21 protein-coding genes are annotated in these 21228 nt (G+C 40.7%); 17 read left to right on the forward strand and 4 right to left on the reverse strand.

Annotation, left to right across the window (positions count from 1 at the left end):
- The first annotated feature begins 1111 nt into the window (after positions 1 to 1111).
- From C9J40_RS08595 to C9J40_RS08605, 3 genes are all read left to right on the forward strand, one after another.
- On the forward strand, positions 1112 to 2173 hold the full coding sequence (locus tag C9J40_RS08595; RefSeq protein WP_107246522.1) for a helix-turn-helix domain-containing protein: 1062 nt from the start codon (positions 1112 to 1114) through the stop codon (positions 2171 to 2173).
- A 161-nt stretch (positions 2174 to 2334) separates the two neighbouring features.
- Positions 2335 to 2556, forward strand: coding sequence for a VF530 family DNA-binding protein (locus C9J40_RS08600; RefSeq protein WP_005366553.1), 222 nt, complete (start codon positions 2335 to 2337; stop codon positions 2554 to 2556).
- Positions 2557 to 3199: 643 nt separating this feature from the next.
- Complete coding sequence (locus tag C9J40_RS08605) at positions 3200 to 4624, forward strand: sugar porter family MFS transporter (RefSeq protein WP_304590046.1); 1425 nt, start codon at positions 3200 to 3202, stop codon at positions 4622 to 4624.
- Positions 4625 to 4705: 81 nt separating this feature from the next.
- Here C9J40_RS08605 and C9J40_RS08610 read toward each other — a convergent pair whose 3' ends face one another.
- Positions 4706 to 4921: a DUF465 domain-containing protein gene (locus tag C9J40_RS08610; protein WP_045152522.1), complete on the reverse strand. Its 216-nt coding sequence runs from the start codon at positions 4919 to 4921 to the stop codon at positions 4706 to 4708.
- 152 nt (positions 4922 to 5073) lie between these two features.
- Entirely contained in the window at positions 5074 to 6315 is a 1242-nt protein-coding gene (locus tag C9J40_RS08615) for an NAD(P)/FAD-dependent oxidoreductase (protein ID WP_107246523.1), read from the reverse strand.
- Between the two features lie 247 nt (positions 6316 to 6562).
- Here C9J40_RS08615 and C9J40_RS08620 point away from each other — a divergent pair, with 247 nt between their 5' ends.
- A complete protein-coding gene (locus C9J40_RS08620) occupies positions 6563 to 7441 on the forward strand; it encodes an alpha/beta hydrolase (RefSeq protein WP_107246525.1) in 879 nt (292 codons plus the stop codon).
- A gap of 10 nt (positions 7442 to 7451) precedes the next feature.
- Here the strand turns inward: C9J40_RS08620 and C9J40_RS08625 are convergent, their stop codons facing one another.
- Entirely contained in the window at positions 7452 to 8519 is a 1068-nt protein-coding gene (locus C9J40_RS08625) for a methyltransferase (protein ID WP_107246526.1), read from the reverse strand.
- Between the two features lie 127 nt (positions 8520 to 8646).
- Positions 8647 to 9045 carry a hypothetical protein gene (locus C9J40_RS08630; RefSeq protein ID WP_107246528.1) on the reverse strand — a complete coding sequence of 133 codons (399 nt, stop codon included), beginning with the start codon at positions 9043 to 9045 and terminating at the stop codon, positions 8647 to 8649.
- A 231-nt stretch (positions 9046 to 9276) separates the two neighbouring features.
- Here C9J40_RS08630 and C9J40_RS08635 point away from each other — a divergent pair, with 231 nt between their 5' ends.
- The 13 genes from C9J40_RS08635 to C9J40_RS08695 all read left to right on the forward strand — a co-directional run bounded on the left by C9J40_RS08635 (position 9277) and on the right by C9J40_RS08695 (position 21190).
- On the forward strand, positions 9277 to 10008 hold the full coding sequence (locus tag C9J40_RS08635; RefSeq protein ID WP_107246530.1) for a beta-ketoacyl synthase chain length factor: 732 nt from the start codon (positions 9277 to 9279) through the stop codon (positions 10006 to 10008).
- On the forward strand, positions 10005 to 10823 hold the full coding sequence (locus tag C9J40_RS08640; RefSeq protein ID WP_107246532.1) for a 1-acyl-sn-glycerol-3-phosphate acyltransferase: 819 nt from the start codon (positions 10005 to 10007) through the stop codon (positions 10821 to 10823). Before C9J40_RS08635 ends, C9J40_RS08640 begins: the two co-directional genes overlap by 4 nt.
- A 5-nt stretch (positions 10824 to 10828) precedes the next feature.
- Complete coding sequence (locus C9J40_RS08645) at positions 10829 to 11089, forward strand: phosphopantetheine-binding protein (RefSeq protein WP_045148502.1); 261 nt, start codon at positions 10829 to 10831, stop codon at positions 11087 to 11089.
- Positions 11090 to 11105: 16 nt separating this feature from the next.
- The gene (locus C9J40_RS08650) at positions 11106 to 11360 is read left to right on the forward strand and encodes an acyl carrier protein (RefSeq protein ID WP_107246534.1); all 255 of its coding nucleotides are present in this window, start codon (positions 11106 to 11108) and stop codon (positions 11358 to 11360) included.
- 3 nt (positions 11361 to 11363) lie between these two features.
- On the forward strand, positions 11364 to 11927 hold the full coding sequence (locus C9J40_RS08655) for a hypothetical protein (RefSeq protein ID WP_107246535.1): 564 nt from the start codon (positions 11364 to 11366) through the stop codon (positions 11925 to 11927).
- Positions 11928 to 11987: 60 nt separating this feature from the next.
- Positions 11988 to 13385, forward strand: coding sequence for an AMP-binding protein (locus C9J40_RS08660; protein WP_107246537.1), 1398 nt, complete (start codon positions 11988 to 11990; stop codon positions 13383 to 13385).
- Positions 13386 to 13399: 14 nt separating this feature from the next.
- On the forward strand, positions 13400 to 13774 hold the full coding sequence (locus C9J40_RS08665) for a 3-hydroxyacyl-ACP dehydratase (protein ID WP_107246565.1): 375 nt from the start codon (positions 13400 to 13402) through the stop codon (positions 13772 to 13774).
- A complete protein-coding gene (locus C9J40_RS08670) occupies positions 13767 to 15458 on the forward strand; it encodes a glycosyltransferase (protein ID WP_107246539.1) in 1692 nt (563 codons plus the stop codon). The genes C9J40_RS08665 and C9J40_RS08670 overlap by 8 nt, the downstream gene beginning before the upstream one ends.
- A complete protein-coding gene (gene hutH, locus C9J40_RS08675; protein WP_107207394.1) occupies positions 15445 to 17004 on the forward strand; it encodes a histidine ammonia-lyase in 1560 nt (519 codons plus the stop codon). The genes C9J40_RS08670 and hutH overlap by 14 nt, the downstream gene beginning before the upstream one ends.
- A 122-nt stretch (positions 17005 to 17126) precedes the next feature.
- Positions 17127 to 17567, forward strand: a complete 441-nt coding sequence (locus tag C9J40_RS08680) for a thioesterase family protein (RefSeq protein WP_107207395.1) — start codon at positions 17127 to 17129, stop codon at positions 17565 to 17567.
- The gene (locus C9J40_RS08685; RefSeq protein WP_107246540.1) at positions 17551 to 18222 is read left to right on the forward strand and encodes an outer membrane lipoprotein carrier protein LolA; all 672 of its coding nucleotides are present in this window, start codon (positions 17551 to 17553) and stop codon (positions 18220 to 18222) included. The genes C9J40_RS08680 and C9J40_RS08685 overlap by 17 nt, the downstream gene beginning before the upstream one ends.
- Positions 18206 to 20569 carry an MMPL family transporter gene (locus C9J40_RS08690; protein ID WP_107246542.1) on the forward strand — a complete coding sequence of 788 codons (2364 nt, stop codon included), beginning with the start codon at positions 18206 to 18208 and terminating at the stop codon, positions 20567 to 20569. The genes C9J40_RS08685 and C9J40_RS08690 overlap by 17 nt, the downstream gene beginning before the upstream one ends.
- Before the next feature lie 15 nt (positions 20570 to 20584).
- Positions 20585 to 21190, forward strand: a complete 606-nt coding sequence (locus tag C9J40_RS08695) for a DUF3261 domain-containing protein (RefSeq protein ID WP_107246543.1) — start codon at positions 20585 to 20587, stop codon at positions 21188 to 21190.
- Positions 21191 to 21228: the final 38 nt, after the last annotated feature.

Genomic DNA, 21228 nt, shown 5'->3' on the forward strand with positions numbered 1-21228 from the left:
ACTAACGCTATTAAAAAAAATGAAATCAATGTTTTTCATTTTTGAGTAAGTAAATGATTGCAGCCCGAATGGATTATATTGTAAGCAAAGCGAATAATTATGTATTAACATCGATAATCAAAATGAGCGAAACACAAAACTCACAGCGTATTAATAATTATTATCAACCATAAAAGTTGACGGTTATTTGCTATTTATTGTCTTTTTTTGCAATAAATTTCAATTTTAAAACGGCAAAATCATGCGATTTAAGCTTGTCTTCTTGCTCTTTCACTGCGAGTTCAAGGAAGAGAAAACATAACAATCAGCACTAGCAGGACGCTCTCTGTGGCGAAAAAAGAAGAAAAGGGAATAAAAATAGTTGACTGTATATATAGCCAAATTATTTTTTAAAAGAAGGTATCGGTACAGCGTTATTAATAAAATTCCGATATCACAGAATGAAATAATAAGATGATGATTAACAAAGGTAATAAAAGCCTTTAACGGCACCCAAAAACGTTCACCTCTAAGCTCAATAAATATAAACAAACGCTCATTGGAAGCTATTTTCAACGTTGTAAATGACAATATGAAGTCATAAAAAATAGACAACATTATATTTAAAATATCGATCACTACGAGCGATAATATGCCCTAAGAAAAGAACACAAATAATACATTAAAATTAAAATATAAAAGTCAATATATGCATCCAATGCTATATATAAAATAGAGACGTTAAGAATTGCTAAATTCAGCCATTATATTTACCAATTAGGTTATATATAATAAAAATGAATCGTAATAAAAATAGAGCTATCCGACAAAATTTATCGACTGTTTGATCTATAATTATAGATTAACAATTTTTCCATACGTAGAATTAGCACAAAATAAACAATATTAATGTGCTACAAATATTGCTAATGTAAATAAACCAAACAACGATGATACATATTTACTGATAAAAAAATAAAGACAAAGACACATAGCTGTTACTTTAAAGACACATTATCAACTAACTGATAACTGCATTTAGTAACATTAATTTGTACCCTCTATTTAATCTTGTCTTTTAATACGCTGGTATGTTTCTGAGATGTAACTTTTATGAGGTATATAAGTAACAATGGAAGTCAAATCTCAACTCTCATCATTAAAAAATACAATCTCTTCAGGTTGGAAAAGTGTCATTCCTTTTGCAAACTTCAATATTGAAGAGAATCACACCTTTGACATGACACATTTTGAAGGTCTATGGCTAAAACAATACCTCTCAACAATCACGCCTGAGTATCATGCTTTATCCACCCAAATTACAAAAATAGCCCAGTCAGTAAATCCCTTAACCTTTAACTTCTATAGTTTAGCGCTATGGACTAGCCCTGATCGCTACACGCAATTACATACGCTGTGCAACTACAGCGCATTACTCAATAGCTCTATTCGTTTTCATTTAGATGAAAATAAAGGTGACAACATCAATCTGTGGCTATTAAGTAATGAACCCATCGCAAAACATTCAACAGAAAGCCTATCGTTATTGGCTTTACACTTTGCGCTATTATTGAATGTCATCAAGCAAACGTGGGGCACAACGACACTTAAAGGTGATGCGTATTTACCCTCGCTGACCAATTTACGCATCGAACAGCCGTTATTTGATAACTTGATTGCGTCATCTGCACTGAATATAAAGTGCCATTATAGCTTTCCCTTGATCCGCCTTACTTTTAGTAAAAAGTCGTTATCCTTACCGTTAACCGATTCTGATCCCGTGATCCATCAAAACAGCTTATGGCAGTTAAAGCATCAGCTAGTAAACTACCAGCAGAACAATGTGATTCATCAAGTTTATCGTGCGCTTAGAAGCCTACCTGATTTAGAGGCTGCCTCTGGCAACCATATCGCAAGTTTAATGGACATCAGCTTTCGCACCTTAAATAGACGTTTAGCATGTTTATCAACAAGTTATCGTGGGGTGTTAGAAAACTATAAATTAGAAATGGCGTTATCCCTGTTAGATAATTCAGAGTTAGGTTTAGCTGACATTGCACAGCAATTAGGTTTTTCTGATCTCAGTACCTTTTCACGCGCGTTCAAACGCTGGACGGGACTGTGTCCGTCTCAGTTAACCAGTAAAAACCAAACAATAGCACCGCGTGTGGTTTCACATTGGGAACTCATTTAAGACTCGTTACCCCACTATTGTTCGATTAGCTGCTAAATAGGCAGCTAATTGTGAGAGATAAGCTAACGAGATAGGCTTAATTTTAGTGAAAACCTTAAACCAGACCAGCGCATTCTGCTAAACTCCGTCGACAGATTTCGCGATGGTAGGAACACTCAATCATGAGCCAAGAACAAATCAACAACCCATTACACGGTTTGACGTTAGAAAAGATCCTTGTGCGTTTACAAGAGCACTACGGATGGGAAGGGCTAGATGCAAGAATTAAAATTAACTGTTTTTACAGCGATCCTTCTATTAAGTCGTCTTTAAAGTTTTTACGCAAAACTCAATGGGCAAGAGACAAAGTAGAAGCCTTATATATTGAGACTTTTTGTAAGTAACCCGATTGGCATACGCACTTTAAGCAATACATAAGTAAGGTATGCCATTTCCCTCTATCTTCGCAGCTTCTAACAACACACTATCAAATCAGGCTAACGATATGTTTACGACTAGCTTGGACAAAGCACTGACTAAAGTTTTCAGTTTCGGCTGTATAAGTCGACCTAATATGAACCTATACAAGCTGGTTTTTAATGGCTGCTTATCGGTTTCCTCACCATATGCAATAACCTAATAGCATTCCCCCTTTGATTCTCTGATAAAGATCTTCTATCCAATTCAGTAAGTTATACCAAACGACTGACGCAATAAATAACCTTGGGTAAAGATATATATCTTCAAAATCATAAATATGCATATCTATGATTATTACAATGTCTCTTTATGTGATTTTTCTCACGTTGAAAACTTAGTGTAAACGTTACCATTACATTCAATGATTAAGCATATGAACGGTGTGTCGATGTCAAAAGATCAAATCTAAGACAGAGGCGACTCTCATGCTAAGTCTAAAAAATAAAATTATTAATATGATCAAAGTGCTTAAACAGTTTCAAAACAGTAAACCAAAGGGGCCATTCATCAGAAAGGATTACCTACTCTTTGAAACTGTCTCAGCCAAATATCCAATAAAGGGACTCAATGATGGCGACAGTGATTACAGAAGAGCGATCTAATGGAACGCTTTCTTTAGAAAAAAGTGACCTCAATAAAAATGTCTTTATTGCCTGTATTATTGCAGCATTAGCTGGCTTATTATTCGGTCTAGACATTGGTGTGATATCTGGTGCATTGCCTTTCATTGCTAAAGAATTCGGTCTAGCGACACACACACAAGAATGGGTTGTTAGTTCAATGATGTTTGGCGCCGCTTTTGGTGCGATTGGTTCTGGACCGCTATCAAACAAGTTTGGTCGTAAATATAGTTTAGTTGTTGCTTCAATCTTATTTACGGTTGGCTCTTTGGGCTGTGCTTTAGCAAATAACACTGAAATATTAATTATATTTCGTATTTTCCTCGGGCTAGCTGTAGGCGTCGCTTCATTTACAGCCCCATTATATTTATCTGAAATCGCACCACAAAAATTGCGTGGTAGCTTAATCTCCATGTATCAATTGATGATTACTATTGGCATCGTTGTTGCCTTTTTGTCTGATACCGCTTTTAGCTATGAGGGACAATGGCGCTGGATGTTAGGTGTGATTACAGTTCCTGCTTTAATTTTATTAATTGGTGTACTGATGCTACCTCGAAGCCCACGTTGGTTAGCTTTAAAAGGCCGTCATACTGAAGCAAAAGAAGTACTTGAATTATTGCGTGGTAGTGATGAGACAGCAAAACATGAACTCGATGCTATTCGTGAAAGTTTAAAGGTAAAACAAAGTGGCTGGTCATTATTTAAAACCAATCGTAACTGTCGCCGAGCTGTTTATTTGGGCGTCACGTTGCAGGTAATGCAACAGTTTACTGGCATGAACGTAATCATGTATTACGCACCAAAAATCTTTAAGATTGCGGGCTTTGCAAGTACTGAACAACAAATGTGGGGAACTGTAATCGTAGGTTTAGTGAATGTCTTTGCGACCTTCATTGCGATAGGTTTGGTTGATAAACTAGGTCGTAAACCAATTTTGAAACTTGGCTTTTTAGTTATGTCTGCGAGTATGGCTACACTAGGTTTTCTTTTAAACCAAGGAGTAACAACATCTTTCGAGCAATATTTCGCAGCCTTCGTTTTACTTATCTTTATCGTTGGTTTTGCAATGAGTGCAGGTCCACTTATTTGGGTATTATGCTCTGAAATTCAGCCATTAAAAGCACGTGACTTTGGTATTACAGTGAGTACTGCAACTAACTGGATTGCAAATATGATTGTTGGCGCTACTTTCCTTACTTTCTTACAAGTACTTGGAAATGCGCAAACTTTCTGGCTTTATGCTGTACTTAATATCATCTTCCTTTTTGTTACTTTAATCTTAATCCCTGAAACAAAAGGGATCAGTCTAGAGAAGATTGAGCAAAACCTAATGGCGGGTATACCTTTATCTAAACTTGGAAAGAAATAATACGTACAATGTAGAAACAGAAAAGAAAAGCACGCGCTTATCTTTTCTGTTTCAATTTACTTATTGTTGACGAATAGATTCTTACTTCGCTTCAGCATTTTTTAAATAAGCCAAGATTTCATCTTTAAGCAATAGTTTTTCTTTTTTAAGCTTATCAATAATATCTTCGTCGTAACCGTCTTTCGCTGTCATCTTTTCAATTTCAGCGTTAAGCTCGCTGTGTTTATTGTATAGACGATCAAAAGCAACTTCTTTGCCTTTTAAAGAATCGATTAACTCTTTGTATTCTGGAAACATCGGAACTCTCCTTATAAATAGCTTATGTCTTAGTTATACGCCTTCTATCTAATTAAATTAAGACAAAAATCATGTTTTTGCTGCGCTATTTATGAAAACCAATATTACTATTTCAAGCCATTGAATATGGCTTGAAAAAGGCGCAAGGCGACTTAACTACAAATTTCAGCGAGAGTTCTTAAGCGGCGTTCAGATTGAGCAACAAACGGGTTTTTCTGATCCCATGCGTAACCTGCCAGTATCGAGCACACCATTTGTTTTATTTTAGGATCGGGATCGGTATAGAAAATCACTTTTTGTAATTCACCAGAGTACCAACCTTCTACATAGGTACGGAAGGTATTTACCCCTACCATTAATTTATCGGCATATTCTTGCTGCCAATTAACGTCATCACCTGCTAATTGCTTCAATAAGGCGCTAACAACCAAATCTGCCGATTGCATTGCAATGGTCACGCCTGATGAAAATACAGGGTCTAAAAACTCCCCTGCATTACCTAATAACGCATAGTTGTTCGTCGCAAGGTGTTTTACATTGGCAGAATAACCGCCAATTTGCGCTGCAGGATTGGCGTATTCAGCTTTGCTAAGCAGCTTATTTAATGTTGGCTCTTGCGCCACAATTTGCTGCAATGCTGTTTTTTCATCAGCATCGTATTGGGCTAAAAATTCAGGCTCTGCCACCACACCTAATGAGCAAGTCCCGTTGCTAAATGGAATAAGCCAAAACCACACATCTTCATTCGTTGGGTGAACGGAAATTAAAATCTTTTCACGATCGTGCTCAACACCGCTATCTTCAATATGATCCACCACATGGGTAAAAATGGCATGACGCACAGGTAAACAAGACGGCTGCTCTAAATCGAGTAAACGCGGTAATACACGCCCAAAACCACTGGCATCTAAAATAAAGTCGGCTTCGAGCGTATAGGTTTGTCCTGTTAACGCATCACGAACCGTAATAACGGAGCGAGTGTCCCCACATTCAATTGCTTCTACGTTGTGTTGGTAACGAATTTCAACCCCTTGCTTGGCCGCTTCATCGGCTAACACTTTATCAAAGTTGCCACGCTGTACTTGGTAAGTCGTACCAGCGCCTGCTGTGAATTTATCGCGAAAATCAAACGCCGTATAGGTATCACGACGGCGAAATGCAGCGCCATTTTTATATTGAAAATCAGCGCCTGTTACTGCATCGAGCATATTGGCTTTTTTTATCACTTCCATACAGGCAGGTAATAAGCTTTCGCCGATAGAAAAACGAGGAAAAGTGTTTTTCTCTAAGACAACAACATCAATATTATTTTGATTGAGCAACGCTGCTGCAACAGAGCCTGATGGGCCTGCGCCAATAATTGCAACTTGGGTACGTTGTCTACTATTCAACATCTTTTTCCTTTTATTAACACTGTAAATGTCTTACCTGACAGGTGTGAGATAAGAAGCAACGATCGGTTTGGATATATTATCAGCGCAGAGTTTAACAAAGTTATTTCTTCACACCATACAACGGGGAGCGCTTTATCTTAAAAAACAGCAATTAGGGGCATTGTTTTATTTTCTCACAGAAGAGATCACATTTTCGTTTTAAGGCGTACACACTATTAATACATCATGACAAATCAGGAAGATGCCCATGAACTCTTTTTTGCTTCTGACTCTGTTATTACTTCCTGTAATATCTGGTTGTGCCAACCAAGCATTTTTCTCACCATCAAATAATGATATGCCAAGTAAAGAGGTCGTTTGGCTTGATTCGCTCTCTGGCAATAAAATTGCTTATCGCTATTATCACCCCACGAATACTTCTTCTATGCCGTCACCTGATCTTCGCGGTACTGTGGTTCACTTTCATGGTAACAGTGGGCAAATGGAGCAAACCCAAGAAAAAGTCGCATGGCTGACAGATTATGGTTTTAACGTGATCACTTTCGACTATTCAGGCTTTGGTCACTCGACAGGGACGGCAACAGACAAAGATGCGTACCTTGATGCGATTTCGATCCTTAATTACATCAATCAATATAACCACCAGCCATTATTTGTTGTCGCTACCTCTACTGGCAGTAATATCTTTTTACGGGCTTGGGCTGATAATCCGATTGAAATTGACGGTATTATTCTTGATTCTCCCTTTACCAGTTACGTTAAAGAAGCGCAGTTTGTTTTAAGCCAAAGCCCTTTTGGTAAACTCTATGATTGGTTTGCACTGGTAATTATGCGAGATGATTATGCCGCAGAGCAGAGTTTGCATCGTGTGCCGGAAAGTCATGCCTTGGTAGTACACTGTGAAGAAGATAGCGTTGTGCCGTTTGAATTTGGTGAGACCCTCTATCAACAGCTCAAGGGGAATAAAGAATTTATGGCTTTCGATGATTGTCGCCACGCGAGAGCCATGACAGGCGACCATCCTCGTTATCAGCACAATATTGCCCAGTGGTTAGTTAACACCGAGCAATATGTGAGACAAAATAACCGAGAGCAAGTCACGCAAATGATCGCTTATAATGAATAGTTCGGTTCGTTTATGCGGCTGATAAGGTTAATAAGGTATGACCTAAACCAATATTGTCTTCGCGCTCTGTCACAATAAAGCCCGCTTCTTTGACTATTTCTAGAAAATCATCACTGCGATAGAAACGGCTATTACCGTTGGCTAAACAAGTGAAATATAACGAGGTCGCATTCAAGCTATAGGTCGCCGCTTCGTAACGCTGTGCATCCCAGAAAAGCTCTAAAATATACACCACCGCATCAGGTGACATCGCTTCACGTACGCGACGTAAAATACTCAGTATTTCCATCGGTGAAAAACAATCTAAAAACTGGCTCATCCACCACACATCCGCTCCTTGCGGTAATGCTTGAGATTTATCCAGTAAGTTAGTGCCTACACCCGAAATGCGTTCTGCCAGCCCTTTTTCTTTGGCTTGCGTGAGTGCCATCTCAACTTGTTGTGGTAAATCGATAATAGTAACGTTCACATCAGGATCATACGCACAGCACTGTTGTGCCCACTTCCCCGTATTACCGCCAATATCAAATATACGTTTAGGCTTTTTCGCAAAGACACGTTCAAGTAGTAACGGAAATGAACGATCAGAATAGAAATGGTCGAAATTAAACCAACTTTCTTTGGCGGCCATAGGTAGTTGAGATAGCCCTTGATAAATGGTTTCCCAATCGCCTAATTCAACAAGGCCTGCGGGTTTGCTTTCTTTAATAGATTGAGAAAGGTGCATCATCGCGGCGTAACAAACATCTGCGGTAAAATCGATATTTGCTCGAGTCATACCATCGTGCAGTAAATAATGTCCCAGATTGGCTAAACGGTATTTTGGCGCGTGCCAAGTGACAATATGTGCGCTTAGGCCCATATCTAATAACACTTTTACACCATATTCACTGATCCCTGTTCGCTTTGAAATGGCTACAGCATCCAACCCATCTTTTTTTACTTCATCTAATGCGGCTAAGATACCAAGATCACGCAGAGATTTAGCGGTTTGAAATACGATAGGAGCGAAAGCAAGTTTTTGCGCTTCTGTTTTTGCATCAAGAGCATTGAAAGGATCTACAGAATAATCGGTCACACGACACCTACATAGGTTAAACAGTTGCCGCTTATTCTATCGACCCTTTACTCACTCTTATTGTTTTAAAACAAATTATCAGTCATTAGTTAATATCATTCGCTATGCACTTATTACGATAATTTTATTAATAGTTCTGAATAGTTACACCAAGTTGTTGTTGGATAGAGCGAGATAATTTCATCACCCAGTTATTGTAATTGCGGTGAATATCTGTGCCGTCATAATCCAAATTTTGACTATTTTTATAATCAATACTGTAACTTAATGTTGAATACGAAATGTCGACCGTTGCGGTATGAGTTCGAACAGAAAGGGTTGCCACAATCAAGCCAGGTTTTATTACTCGAGCGCTCCATCCTCGTTGCTCTGCTGCGGTTAATATCGCTTTTTGCACATCATCAATAGAATGTTGTTGCCCAGTGACAGTGCTCGGCACATAGACATCGTTTAAATTCATGACAGGTTTGCTGGTACAACCTACAATCAGCAAACTCGCCATTATACTCACTAGGGTCTTTTTCATTTAACGCTCGTCATGGTTTTAATTAATCGTCAATAAAGATTATCACCTAGATTGATAGCAACAAACAAGATAGACATTCCATTTTGGAATGAATGACACCTTGAAAACATTACATAATATTTTTCATGGTAGATGCCATAAACAACACAAATATGTTTTTCAATCACAGGTAGACTTTATTATCATAAGCCACATTCATTAGAACACGATATTTATTGCAAACGGTTAACCATGAACTCTGTGCACTTTACAATCAACCAGTGGGAAGCTCGCTCACTCGGCTTGTCATCTCTCGCTGAGTGGCAGCAATGGGCAATAACCCAAAACTGGCCTCAAGCACCAGAGCCTATCGTGTTTGATAAAATACCGCCGATGATGCGACGCCGTATGAGTAATTTAACCAAATTGGCGTTACAAACAGCTTTGCATATCTCAGAACAACAGCAGATTGATTACATTATTTTCTCAAGCCGTCATGGTGAATTACACCGCACTGTTAATTTAGTTGAATCGATCATTGAGGGTGACGATGCATCCCCCATCGCCTTCTCGCAATCGGTTCACAATACAGCAGCAGGGCTTTATACCATCATCACTAAACAGCCAATCCCTGTGACATCGTTATCGGCAGCAGAGCACACGCTTCACTCTGCACTCATCGAAGCGGCGTGTTATCTAAGCGAAAATCCAGACCACCAGGTTTTATTAGTCGATTTTGATGAACCATTACCTGAACAATATCAAGAATTTGAAACCCAACCTCATCAAGGTTACGCATTCAGTGCTATCTTATCTGCAGGTAATGGCTACACGCTACAGTGGAATGAAACAGACAGAAGCAGCAAGGAAGTCGCTATGGGATATCCACAAACATTAGATGTCATTAAACATCTCGCTTTAGATAACGAAGCGTTTAACCTGTCAGATCAGCGTAACCACTGGCATTGGGTACGAAACAAGTGACAGCATCAAGACTCACTCTGTCACAACAGCTGAATAAATATTGGCGTATTGTTGCAACCGGATTTTGCTTTAGTTTATTTGGTGTTGGCGCACTTACCTTAACCTTCATTATTTTCCCGTTAATGACGCGAACGGCAAAAAATACCCAACAGCGCGAATTTAAAATACAGAAAATTATTCAACAATCGTTTGATTTTTTCTGTCGCACCATGCGTTTTTGCGGCACGATTGATTACCGTTTTGAAAACACAGAATTATTAGAGAACGATAGAAATTGCCTTATTGTGGCCAATCATCCCAGTTTAATTGATTATGTTCTGATCGCTTCTCGACTTCCTCAGTGCGACTGTTTGGTAAAAGCGGCTATTTGGCATAACCCATTTATGAAAGGCATTGTTAAAGCCGCTGGTTATATTCCCAATAGAGATCCAGAAAGTTTGCTCGATGACTGTAGTGAACGATTAGGTAGCGGTAATGTCTTATTAGTTTTTCCTGAAGGTACTCGTACTACGCCGGGGAAAAAATCAAAATTACAACGTGGAGCTGCACAAATAGCAGTTCGCACAGCGTCGGATCTCCGTGTTATTCATATCACGGTTGAACCTAGCTTTTTAACCAAAGAAAAAAAGTGGTATCGCGTTCCCGACAGCAAGCCTTTCTTCTTAGTCGAAGTAAAGGATAAAATAGCGGTTGGATCATTTCTTGAAAGTAGTGATTCCGCCACAACAGCAGCACGTAAGCTCAACCGTTATCTTGATGATGCTCTTTTTCCTGCTCAACACACTGTTCAGCATCATGATAACAATCACAAGTAGGTACTATGGAACAACTACATAACGAATTAAAAACACTCATCATTGATGCATTAAACCTTGAAGACATCACCATTGATGATATTGAAACAGATGCCCCGCTATTTAATGATGGCCTAGGTTTAGATTCTATTGATGCGCTGGAATTGGGTTTAGCGATTAAGAAAAAATACAATATTGTTATTGATGCAGATGACACCAATACTCGTGAACATTTTGCATCAGTTGCTAACTTAGCAAACTATATTTCTAATAATAAAAACTCATAAAATAGCGTAAAAAAAAATGACAGAAGCGAATCGTAACCAAGTTTTTGACCAAGTGAAAAATGTTCTTGTGGAACTGTTTGAGCTTGATGCAGATGACATTCAACCGCAAACCAATCTATACACTGAACTTGATTTAGACAGTATTGATGCCGTTGATTTAGTCGTTCATTTACAAAACATTACTGGTAAGAAAATCAAACCTGAAGAGTTCAAAACTGTCCGTACCGTTGATGATGTAGTTGATGCAGTGATCGAGCTTATTGAGGAATAATTGATGATGCGTTTGCTGACAGGTGTGTCAGCATTAGCGTTACTCGCCTACCCCCTTGCGGTTTACTATGGTTTAAGCCGTTGGGGGTTAGGGGTGGTTGCTGGGTTACTGGCAGTATTGTTTTTACTCCGCATTATCGCGGCGAAACAGACTCAGCTTCGTGAACTTAAGTATATTGCATGGCTCAGCGGTGGCGCGGGATTAATCCTCGCTTTACTCGGCAGCATTTTTCGTGAACATGGCTGGTTTCTTTATTACCCAGTGATCGTCAATATTCTTATGCTTGGGCTGTTTAGTGCCAGTTTATGGCAAAAACAGAGTCTCATTGAACGACTAGCACGACTGCAAGAGCCAGATTTACCACCAGATGGCGTTCGCTATACGCGCAATGTCACCAAAGTATGGTGTGTATTTTTTATTGTTAATGGCTCAATCGCACTGACGACCTGTTTTCTTCCACTGCAAATATGGACGTTATACAACGGGTTGATCAGCTACCTTCTTGCGGGCAGTCTGTTTGCGATTGAATGGGTTGTACGACAATTTGTTCAACGTAAATCACAGTAAGAAATTAATCTCTAATTATTGCTCCTCTCTACTTGTTCTACCTTCAACACCGGAATGACCATGAAACCATTAATACTGCCGACAACAATGATTCCGTTATCTCAATTAATGCAGCAGTCTGATCGCCAATCTCCGGTGTCTGTTGATCCATCAGGTCATCAATCATGGCAGCAGTTTCACAACGATGTTGCTTTGCTGAGTGAAAAACTAAACAGCTATGAGCAACAACAATGGGCAATATGTTGCGAAGATAGCTACTTCTTTGCTGTTGCTTTTATGGCATTAGCCCACAGTAAACAGCACATGGTGTTACCAGGAAATCATCAGCCAGCAGCACTTGCAGAGCTTAGTCACCATTTTGATGGCTTACTCCACGATAACAATATTCAATGCCCAGCATCGTGTATTAGCCTTAAGCTGAATACTATAAGCTGGCAGTCCTCACTCAATGTTCCTATTGTATTTGAACCACTAACGCTCGCTGATATTCAACTGACGCTATTTACGTCTGGCTCTAGCGGAAAACCTAAAGCCATTCTTAAAAACCTCGCATTATTAAATAACGAAATTGCCCAGTTAGAAATGCTATGGGGGCAACAATTAGCGCAAACCACGATTGTTAGTACCGTTTCACATCAACATATCTATGGCTTATTGTTCCGTATTTTATGGCCGCTGTGCTGCGATCGTAGTTTCAGTCGTTTTGATTTGATCTACCCAGAGCAGGTAATGGCACAAGCCAGTGATAATTGTGTGCTCATTAGCAGCCCTGCGTTGCTAAAACGCCTTGATAATGAGGAAAAAACACAACACTATCGCGCCATTTTCTCTTCTGGTGGGCCGCTCCCCTTAGCGGCAGCTCAACAATGCCAAACACTATTTAACCAATTACCTTTTGAAGTCTTTGGTAGTACGGAAACCGGGGGGATTGCTTATCGTCAGCAACATGATGCTTCGACGCCGTGGCAACGCTTCCCTGTCATTGACATCGCACTGAATGCAGAGCAATGCCTTAAGATCTTATCGCCGTTTATTGATCAAGAACGGTGGTATCAAACCAGTGATCATTGTGAACAAATCGATAACGATCATTTCATTTTAAAAGGTCGTACCGACCGCATTATTAAAATAGAAGAAAAACGTATTTCGTTAACCGATGTTGAGCAGCGCCTGTGTTCGTTACCATGGATTGAAGAAGCCGCAGTATTACCCTTAGAGCAAAATAATCGTCTTATTTTAGGCGCAGTGATTACACTCTCAAATGAAGGAAAAAAAGACATTCAGCAACGTGGAAAAGGGAAATTTTGGTTGCTCCTGCGCCAACAACTTCGCCAATGGATTGAGCCGGTTGGTATTCCGCGCAGCTATCGCCTTGTTGATAGCATTCCTTTAAATACGCAAGGAAAGCGTTTAGTTAGCGATCTAGAATCGTTATTTACTGATGACGCCTCGACATAGTAAGCATAATAATGATGACCAATAGAACACCCACATTACTCGCTCAACATATTGATGGTTATAAGGCCGAGATCACCTTGCGCCCTGACAATCAACTTTCTGATTTTAAAGGGCACTTCCCAACTTTTCCGTTATTACCCGGTGTGAGCCAAATTGACTGGGCAGTACATTTTGCCAAGCAATGTTTTTCTGATATGCCGACCTTATTTAACGGTATGGATGTGATTAAATTCCAAGAGCCAATCTTGCCAGATAGCACCATCACGCTCACACTTGAATGGCGTGACGATCAGCAAAAACTGCATTTTAGCTATACCTCAATCGATGCTAGTAACACGCTACATAAACATTCATCAGGTAAAATTAAGCTAGGTCGTCAACATGTGTGAATTTAAGCCCTGTTTTCTGATCCCTTGCTATAACCATGGCGCAACGGTGCCTGCCGTTGTGAATGGGTTGATTAATTATGGTTATCCCATTGTCATTGTTGATGACGGTAGTGAATTAGCCACCCGTAAAATTTTATCGGAACAAGCCAAACGCCCCAATATCAACATTGTTACTTTGCCGCAAAACCAAGGTAAAGGGGGGGCAGTTATCGCTGGCATAAAACAGGCACAAGCACTTGGCTTTACCCATGCAATTCAAATTGATGCCGATGGTCAGCACGATTTATCTGCGTTACCTAAGCTGATCAATGAATCAAAAAACTATCCTGATTCACTGATTTCAGGCCAACCGATCTACGATGAATCAATCCCTAAATCGCGACTCTATGGCCGTTATGCCACCCATATTTGGGTCTGGATTGAAACCCTTTCGTTTGCTATCAAAGACAGTATGTGTGGTTTTCGCTCATACCCTATCGATGCCGTGATGAATGTGATTAATCACAACAAGCTTGGTTTAAGAATGGATTTTGATACTGAAATCATGGTGCGTTTTTACTGGGATAACGGCGATATTCGTTTTATTGATACCAAAGTTATTTATCCAAAAGATGGCATCTCTCACTTTGATGCATTGTGGGATAACGTCAAAATTAGTTGGATGCATACCAAGCTATTTTTTGGCATGTTGCCACGTATTCCTAAACTAATTAAACGCAAATCATCCGATCAACAACATTGGTCATCCCATGCCGAGCGCGGAACCATTGTAGGGATCAAAACATTACTTGCGGTGTATTCTCTGCTCGGACGAAAAGCATTTAATCTGATCTTAAAAGCTGTGATGGGCTATTACTACTTAACAGGGAAAGCGGCTCGTAAAGCATCTGAAGATTATCTAGAGCAACTTGAACATTACGCCAGTGAAAATCAGCTTTCCTTGCCGAAAAAGCTCAACAGCTATGATCATTTATTATCGTTTGGTCATACCATGCTCGACAAACTTGTGGCATGGAAAGGCGATTATTCAGAGCAACACTTAACCATTCATGGTAGTGAACATTTTGATGATCTCGCCAAACGAAAACAAGGTGCCATCATTTTAGGCTCTCACCTTGGCAATCTAGAACTTTGTCGTGCGTTAAGTTCTCGTCATCCCGATATAAACGTTAATGCTTTGGTCTTTACCGAACACGCAGAGCGCTTTAATGCGGTATTAAAAGCCATTAACCCTGATTCCGATCTGAACCTTATTCAAGTCAATGAGCTCAGCGCAAGTACTGCCATCATGTTGCAGCAAAAAATTGAGCAAGGCGAATGGGTGGTGATTGTCGGTGATAGAACGTCGGTCACCAAAGAGCAACGTGTGGTATGGGCCGATTTCTTAGGTAAACCCGCCCCGTTTCCACAAGGCCCGTTTATTCTGGCTTCGGTCATGAAAGCGCCCGTTTATTTACTCTTTGGTTTACGTGATGACAGCCAAGCAGATCCCCATTTTGATATTTACTTCGAACCCTTCAGCGATGCTTTGATCTTACCTCGTAAAACACGAGAAACGGCATTACAACAAACAGTTCAAGACTATGCATCACGGCTAGAATCTTACACAATTCAAGCCCCATTGCAGTGGTATAACTTTTTTAATTTTTGGCAGCTTAGTGGAAAAAATAATGACAACGACTAATTCAACAACAACTCAACAAACCATTAAGTTTGGTGCTGAACGCCTCACAATTGAAGATGTTTGCGCGATTGCCAATGGTGCTCATGCAGAAATGAACAACGACACTGCATTTAATGAAAAAATTGATCGTGGCGTGGCATTTCTTGAACGCTTATTGAAAGATGAAGGCGTCATTTATGGTGTAACCACAGGCTATGGCGACTCTTGTACTGTGGCGATCCCACCTAAATTGGTTGACGAATTGCCACTGCACCTTACACGCTTTCATGGTTGTGGTTTAGGTGAAGTGCTACAGCAACCTCAAGCTCGCGCAGTCCTTGCCACACGCTTATGCTCTCTGTCACAAGGCGTTTCAGGCGTGAGTCATGAGTTGCTTAACCAGTTAGTCACGCTGATTAATCATGACATCGTGCCACGTATTCCAGAAGAAGGCTCTGTGGGTGCCAGTGGCGACTTAACACCATTGTCTTATGTTGCAGCGACCTTAATTGGTGAGCGTGATGTTATCTACAAAGGTGAAATTCGCCCCACCGCTGAAGTGTTTGCAGAGCTTGGCATCTCGCCAATCCAATTACGCCCTAAAGAAGGGTTAGCGTTAATGAATGGCACATCTGTGATGACCGCATTGGCTTGCCTCGCCTACAAACGCGCCGAATATCTTGCGCAAATGGCAACCAAAATCACCGCGATGGTTTCTGTCGCCATGCAAGGTAATGATTTCCACTTTGATGAGGCACTGTTTGCGGTAAAACCTCACCCGGGGCAACAACAAATCGCAAGTTGGTTACGCTCTGATCTGCAAGCTGAACGTCCACCTCGTAACAGTGATCGCTTACAAGATCGCTACTCTCTCCGTTGTGCGCCCCATGTTATTGGGGTTTTACAAGACAGCCTGCCTTGGCTACGCCAAATGATTGAAAACGAACTCAACAGTGCCAACGATAACCCAATTATTGACGGTGATAACGAGCGTGTTCTGCATGGCGGGCATTTCTATGGCGGCCATATTGCGATGGCAATGGATACGCTAAAAACAGCCGTCGCTAATATTGCCGATCTACTCGATCGTCAAATGGCTCAGTTAATGGATTATAAGTTTAATAATGGCTTACCCTTTAACTTAACCGGTGCCGTTGGTGAACGTAAGCCGATCAACCATGGCTTTAAAGCCGTGCAAATTGGGATTTCAGCATGGACCGCAGAAGCATTAAAACACACCATGCCAGCCAGTGTTTTCTCTCGCTCAACGGAGTGTCATAACCAAGATAAAGTCAGTATGGGAACCATTGCATCACGTGACTGTTTACGTGTATTACAGTTAACAGAGCAGGTGACTGCCGCTTCGTTACTGGCAGCAACCCAAGCCATTGAACTGAGAAAACGTGATGATGAACTTAACGCTTCACACCTCAGTCCTGCATTAACAAAGATGAATCAATCCGTGTTAGAGCACTTTGAACCTGTGATTGAAGATCGCCCGCTTGAACATGATTTACGTCTGTTCATTGATATGATTCAGCAGCAGCACTGGGCGTTGTATTACTAACCTCTATCACGTGTAAAAAATTAACCAAATACTCACTCTACATACAGAGTGAGTATAGTTTTTTAAACTATCATCTTGATAACTTATATTTTCTTATTTTATGTGTGTTGGGAAATCAATAAATGACAGTAGGTAAACCGATATTGATTAGTGCAGAGCTATCACTCACCACAAACTTTCAAGATGCCGATCCAATGGGCGTTATTTATCACGGTAACTACTTTCGCTATTTTGAAGAAGCACGTCATCAGTTAATGAACAAATTGCACTACAGTTATCGTGAAATGGAAGCATCTGGCTATGTGTGGCCTATCATTGATACCCGAGTGAAATACGTAAAAGCGATTCCCTATGATCACCCCATTCGAGTGACGGCAACATTAACTGAATGGGAAAATCGTCTGCGGGTTGATTACGTCATTTATGATGGTGAAACTGGCGCACGTATGACGAAGGGATACACCATGCAAGTGGCTGTTAGTATAGACAAACGTGAAATGTGTTTTGTTTCGCCTAAAATATTTACCGACAAAGTGGAGGCATATCATGCCAACAATGTGTAGTCATTCTCGCTTTAGTGCCCATTTAAAACGCGTGGTAAAAGCATCCTTTACTATGTGTATGTTAGCACTTACCAGCATTTCAGCTCATGCAATAACGCTAGAACAATTACAAACAAAGTTATCTTCAGAGCCTTTAGTGCGCGGTGATTTTAGCCAACAACGTGAAATGGCCATGTTTGATCAACCACTCATCTCTAGCGGTCAGTTTCTCTTATCAGCCAAAAAGGGATTATGGTGGCATCAAACAACCCCTATGCCTGTTTCTTTAGTGCTAACACAAGATAAACTCAGCCAACAATTTGATAATCAACCTGCACAAGTGCTGGCTGCCAGTAAAAATCCAATGGTATTTTACTTTAGCCACGTATTCTTATCACTGTTTAAAGGCGATACTTCACAGCTTAAAGAGCAGTTTGATTTATCACTGAAAAGCTTAAAAGACAGTAAAACCCATGAACAATGGCAGTTAGTGCTTACGCCTAAAGCAGCCCCGTTAAATAAAGTCTTTAGTCAAATTTCAATTGAAGGTGGTCAGTTTATTAATAAGCTAGAGCTAGACGAAATTCGAGGAGATAAAACCCTCATCACCTTTAGCCAACAAACCACCACCCCAACGACTCTGACATCAGAAGAAAAACGTGTTTTCCAATTCTAAGTTAGCCAGCTTATGGCTTGCGATTATGTTGATTTTGGTAGCCGCACTTGGCTACCAACTCACCGCGCGTAAACAGCTCCCTATCGAAACGAACATCTTGGCACTGCTCCCTGAAAATCGCCAAGATCCTATTGCTCAACAAGCGTTTGATCATATCGCCACCAGCATGAGCGACAAAGTCGTCTTTGTTGTCGGCAGTAAAAACAGCGATACCATGATTAAAGCTGCCAACGATTTTAGCCAAGCACTACCTTCGCTAAAACTCTTTAGCCATATTGATGCCAAAGTCAGTCAAGATCAGCAACAAGCATGGGCCAAACTGTATTACCCCAAACGCTTTCAATTGCTCACGCCAGAGCAACAAACGCGACTGCGAGAACATCCCGAGCAACAAACACAAAACGTATTAAATGCCATGTATAACCCGTTTTCTGGCATTACAGGCACAGAGCTTACTAACGACCCATTCTTATTATTTCGTGAATACCTTACCGATCTCACTGCCAAAGCGGGAAAATTCAGTCTCAAACAAGGTTTTCTCACCACGGAGTATCAAGGTAAGCATTACGCGTTAATTACCGCTAATCTCGCTGGCTCAGCCTATAACATTGAATTACAAGATAAACTTCCCGCGTTACACGCTTTAGAAAAACAAATAGAAAGTAAGTATTCACTTGCAGGTTCCGCATTAGATATTCAGCAAACTGGCGTGATTTTCTATGCCGCCCACGGGACAAAAAGTGCTGAAGATGAAATCAGTACGATTGGATTAGGCTCACTACTGGGCATTATCGTGTTATTGATCGCGGTATATCGCAGCACCTTGCCTTTAGCCCTTGCCCTGTTATCTATCACCTGTGGTTTAGTTGCCGCCTTTGTCACAACCGTGGCTATTTTTGGCAAAGTGCATCTGTTTAGTTTGGTGTTTGGCGCAAGTTTAATTGGGGTATCGATTGATTATGCCTTCCATTACCTCACCGACAGGTTAGCCGCAGGTAAGCACTGGAATTCACAGCAAGGCTTAAAACATATCTTTAGCGCGATAACGCTCGGTTTAATTACGAGCCTAATTGGTTATTTGGGTATGTTGGTCGCCCCTTTCCCAGGGTTGCAGCAACTCTCTTTATTCTCAGCCATTGGTTTAACTGCCGCCTACGCCACTGTGGTGTGTTGGTATCCAACCCTTGCCGCTAAACCTAGCCCACCTCGGTCGATTCCCTTTGCTAGCGTATTAGGTCGCTGGCTACATATTTGGCAACAGCCGAGTGTTCGCTGGGTAACACCGATCCTATTAGCACTGTTAGCCCTCTATGGTTTAACTAAAGCGAGCTACAACGATGACATTCGCCAGCTACAAGCACTTCCAGCTTCATTACAACAACAAGAAGCCACCATTAAGGCGATTACGGGAGTAAGCAGTAGTCAACAAATGCTGTTAGTGAAAGCGGATAGTGAACAAGCGCTGCTTAATAAAATTGCCTCAACCGATCACACCTTGGATGGATTAATTCAACAAGGAGCATTAAAAAGCTACCAAAGCCTTGGCCAATATATCCCCACACTTGACCAACAAAAAGCCAATTTCGCACTAGTCAAACAGCTTTATCAGGAACAAGGTGAAATACTAAGTCAACGCTTAAACCTTGCGAAACCTGTTACGTTTTCAGCAACCTTTGAACCGTTAACGATGACGCACTTCCTCGCCTCATCTGTTTCTGCCCCTCTTCGCTTCATGTGGTTAGGTTCACTCAAAGATCAGCAAGGTGTAAGTAAATATAGCGCTGTCATTTTACTGCACGACATCAAGCAACAGCACACCATAGCAGAGTTAGCACAACACGATAATGGGTTAACTTATCTCAATAAAGCCGATGAAATTTCATCGCTCTTTGGTCAATATAGAGAACATGTCACATGGCTACTGATTGCGGCAAGCTTTGCCATTTATCTGTTACTTGCATGGCGTTATGGCATAAAGCAAGGGGTAAAAATGATCGCGCCATCATTAATTGCAGGGATAGCAGGCATTGCGATCACTAGCTTAACAGGCACCCCACTTAACCTGTTCAACCTATTAGCCTTGATATTAATTTTGGGTATCGGTATTGATTACAGCCTCTTTTTTGCTGAACTAAAACCTAACACAGGACACCAACAAGGGATCACGACATTGCTCGCGATCACCTTGTCAGCATTAACAACGGTCTTATCGTTTGGCTTATTAGCACTGAGTGAAACCCAAGCCATCCACAGCTTTGGTATCACGGTGTTAACAGGTATCATTATCGCTTGGCTACTCGCGCCACTGGCAATGACTCGAGTAAGAACACCACAAACACCCAAATAAGTAAGGCAACGAGCGATGAAAAACAGAAGAAAACGTACAACCAGTATGCTTACTTTATTAATAGCTAGCCTGATGTTAGTGGGATGTGCGACTAAACCAATGGTGCAACAAAACCAAGTTGAGATTGCACCTAATACGCTTGTGACCTTACCGACGCCTGCTCAACTGGGTTACTCATTAACGGCGAGCCAATTAATCACTGCGACATGGAATAAAAAAAGCCATCAACTGCCCGTCCAATTACAAGTTGATCCTAAACGTGTCGCTTTAGCTGGTTTTTCCTCGTGGGGAACGCGTATTTTAAGTTTAGATTACCAAGATCAGAAAGTTGAGACGTACGTGATGCCAGGGCTAGGAGCAACATTACCCGATCCCAAACAAGTATTATTTAATATCATGATCACGCTGTGGCCAATCAATGCTTGGCAAGCCCCATTAGAGCAAGTAGGTTGGCAATTAAAACAAACACCAAACCATCGACAACTAATTGATAGTAAAGGTGATATAATCGCGGACATTGATTATAAAAATGCCAATCCTTTAAAAGGTGAGATTATCTTCACCCATCATCAACAGCACTATACGATTGACATTAAAACACTACAATCGACGCAAAAATAACGAACTCTCAGCCATCATTGAATAACCGAATACGAGCA

Origin of the sequence: Photobacterium sp. GB-72, from assembly GCF_003026095.1 — a bacterium.
GTDB lineage: Bacteria > Pseudomonadota > Gammaproteobacteria > Enterobacterales > Vibrionaceae > Photobacterium.

Coding starts and splice junctions, on each gene's coding strand:
- C9J40_RS08595 (WP_107246522.1), top strand. CDS start 1,112: ATGGAAGTCAAATCTCAACTCTCATCATTAAAAAATACAATCTCTTCA.
- C9J40_RS08600 (WP_005366553.1), top strand. CDS start 2,335: ATGAGCCAAGAACAAATCAACAACCCATTACACGGTTTGACGTTAGAA.
- C9J40_RS08605 (WP_304590046.1), top strand. CDS start 3,200: ATGATGGCGACAGTGATTACAGAAGAGCGATCTAATGGAACGCTTTCT.
- C9J40_RS08610 (WP_045152522.1), bottom strand. CDS start 4,921: ATGTTTCCAGAATACAAAGAGTTAATCGATTCTTTAAAAGGCAAAGAA.
- C9J40_RS08615 (WP_107246523.1), bottom strand. CDS start 6,315: ATGTTGAATAGTAGACAACGTACCCAAGTTGCAATTATTGGCGCAGGC.
- C9J40_RS08620 (WP_107246525.1), top strand. CDS start 6,563: ATGAACTCTTTTTTGCTTCTGACTCTGTTATTACTTCCTGTAATATCT.
- C9J40_RS08630 (WP_107246528.1), bottom strand. CDS start 9,045: ATGAAAAAGACCCTAGTGAGTATAATGGCGAGTTTGCTGATTGTAGGT.
- C9J40_RS08635 (WP_107246530.1), top strand. CDS start 9,277: ATGAACTCTGTGCACTTTACAATCAACCAGTGGGAAGCTCGCTCACTC.
- C9J40_RS08645 (WP_045148502.1), top strand. CDS start 10,829: ATGGAACAACTACATAACGAATTAAAAACACTCATCATTGATGCATTA.
- C9J40_RS08650 (WP_107246534.1), top strand. CDS start 11,106: ATGACAGAAGCGAATCGTAACCAAGTTTTTGACCAAGTGAAAAATGTT.
- C9J40_RS08655 (WP_107246535.1), top strand. CDS start 11,364: ATGATGCGTTTGCTGACAGGTGTGTCAGCATTAGCGTTACTCGCCTAC.
- C9J40_RS08660 (WP_107246537.1), top strand. CDS start 11,988: ATGAAACCATTAATACTGCCGACAACAATGATTCCGTTATCTCAATTA.
- C9J40_RS08665 (WP_107246565.1), top strand. CDS start 13,400: ATGACCAATAGAACACCCACATTACTCGCTCAACATATTGATGGTTAT.
- C9J40_RS08670 (WP_107246539.1), top strand. CDS start 13,767: ATGTGTGAATTTAAGCCCTGTTTTCTGATCCCTTGCTATAACCATGGC.
- hutH (WP_107207394.1), top strand. CDS start 15,445: ATGACAACGACTAATTCAACAACAACTCAACAAACCATTAAGTTTGGT.
- C9J40_RS08680 (WP_107207395.1), top strand. CDS start 17,127: ATGACAGTAGGTAAACCGATATTGATTAGTGCAGAGCTATCACTCACC.
- C9J40_RS08685 (WP_107246540.1), top strand. CDS start 17,551: ATGCCAACAATGTGTAGTCATTCTCGCTTTAGTGCCCATTTAAAACGC.
- C9J40_RS08695 (WP_107246543.1), top strand. CDS start 20,585: ATGAAAAACAGAAGAAAACGTACAACCAGTATGCTTACTTTATTAATA.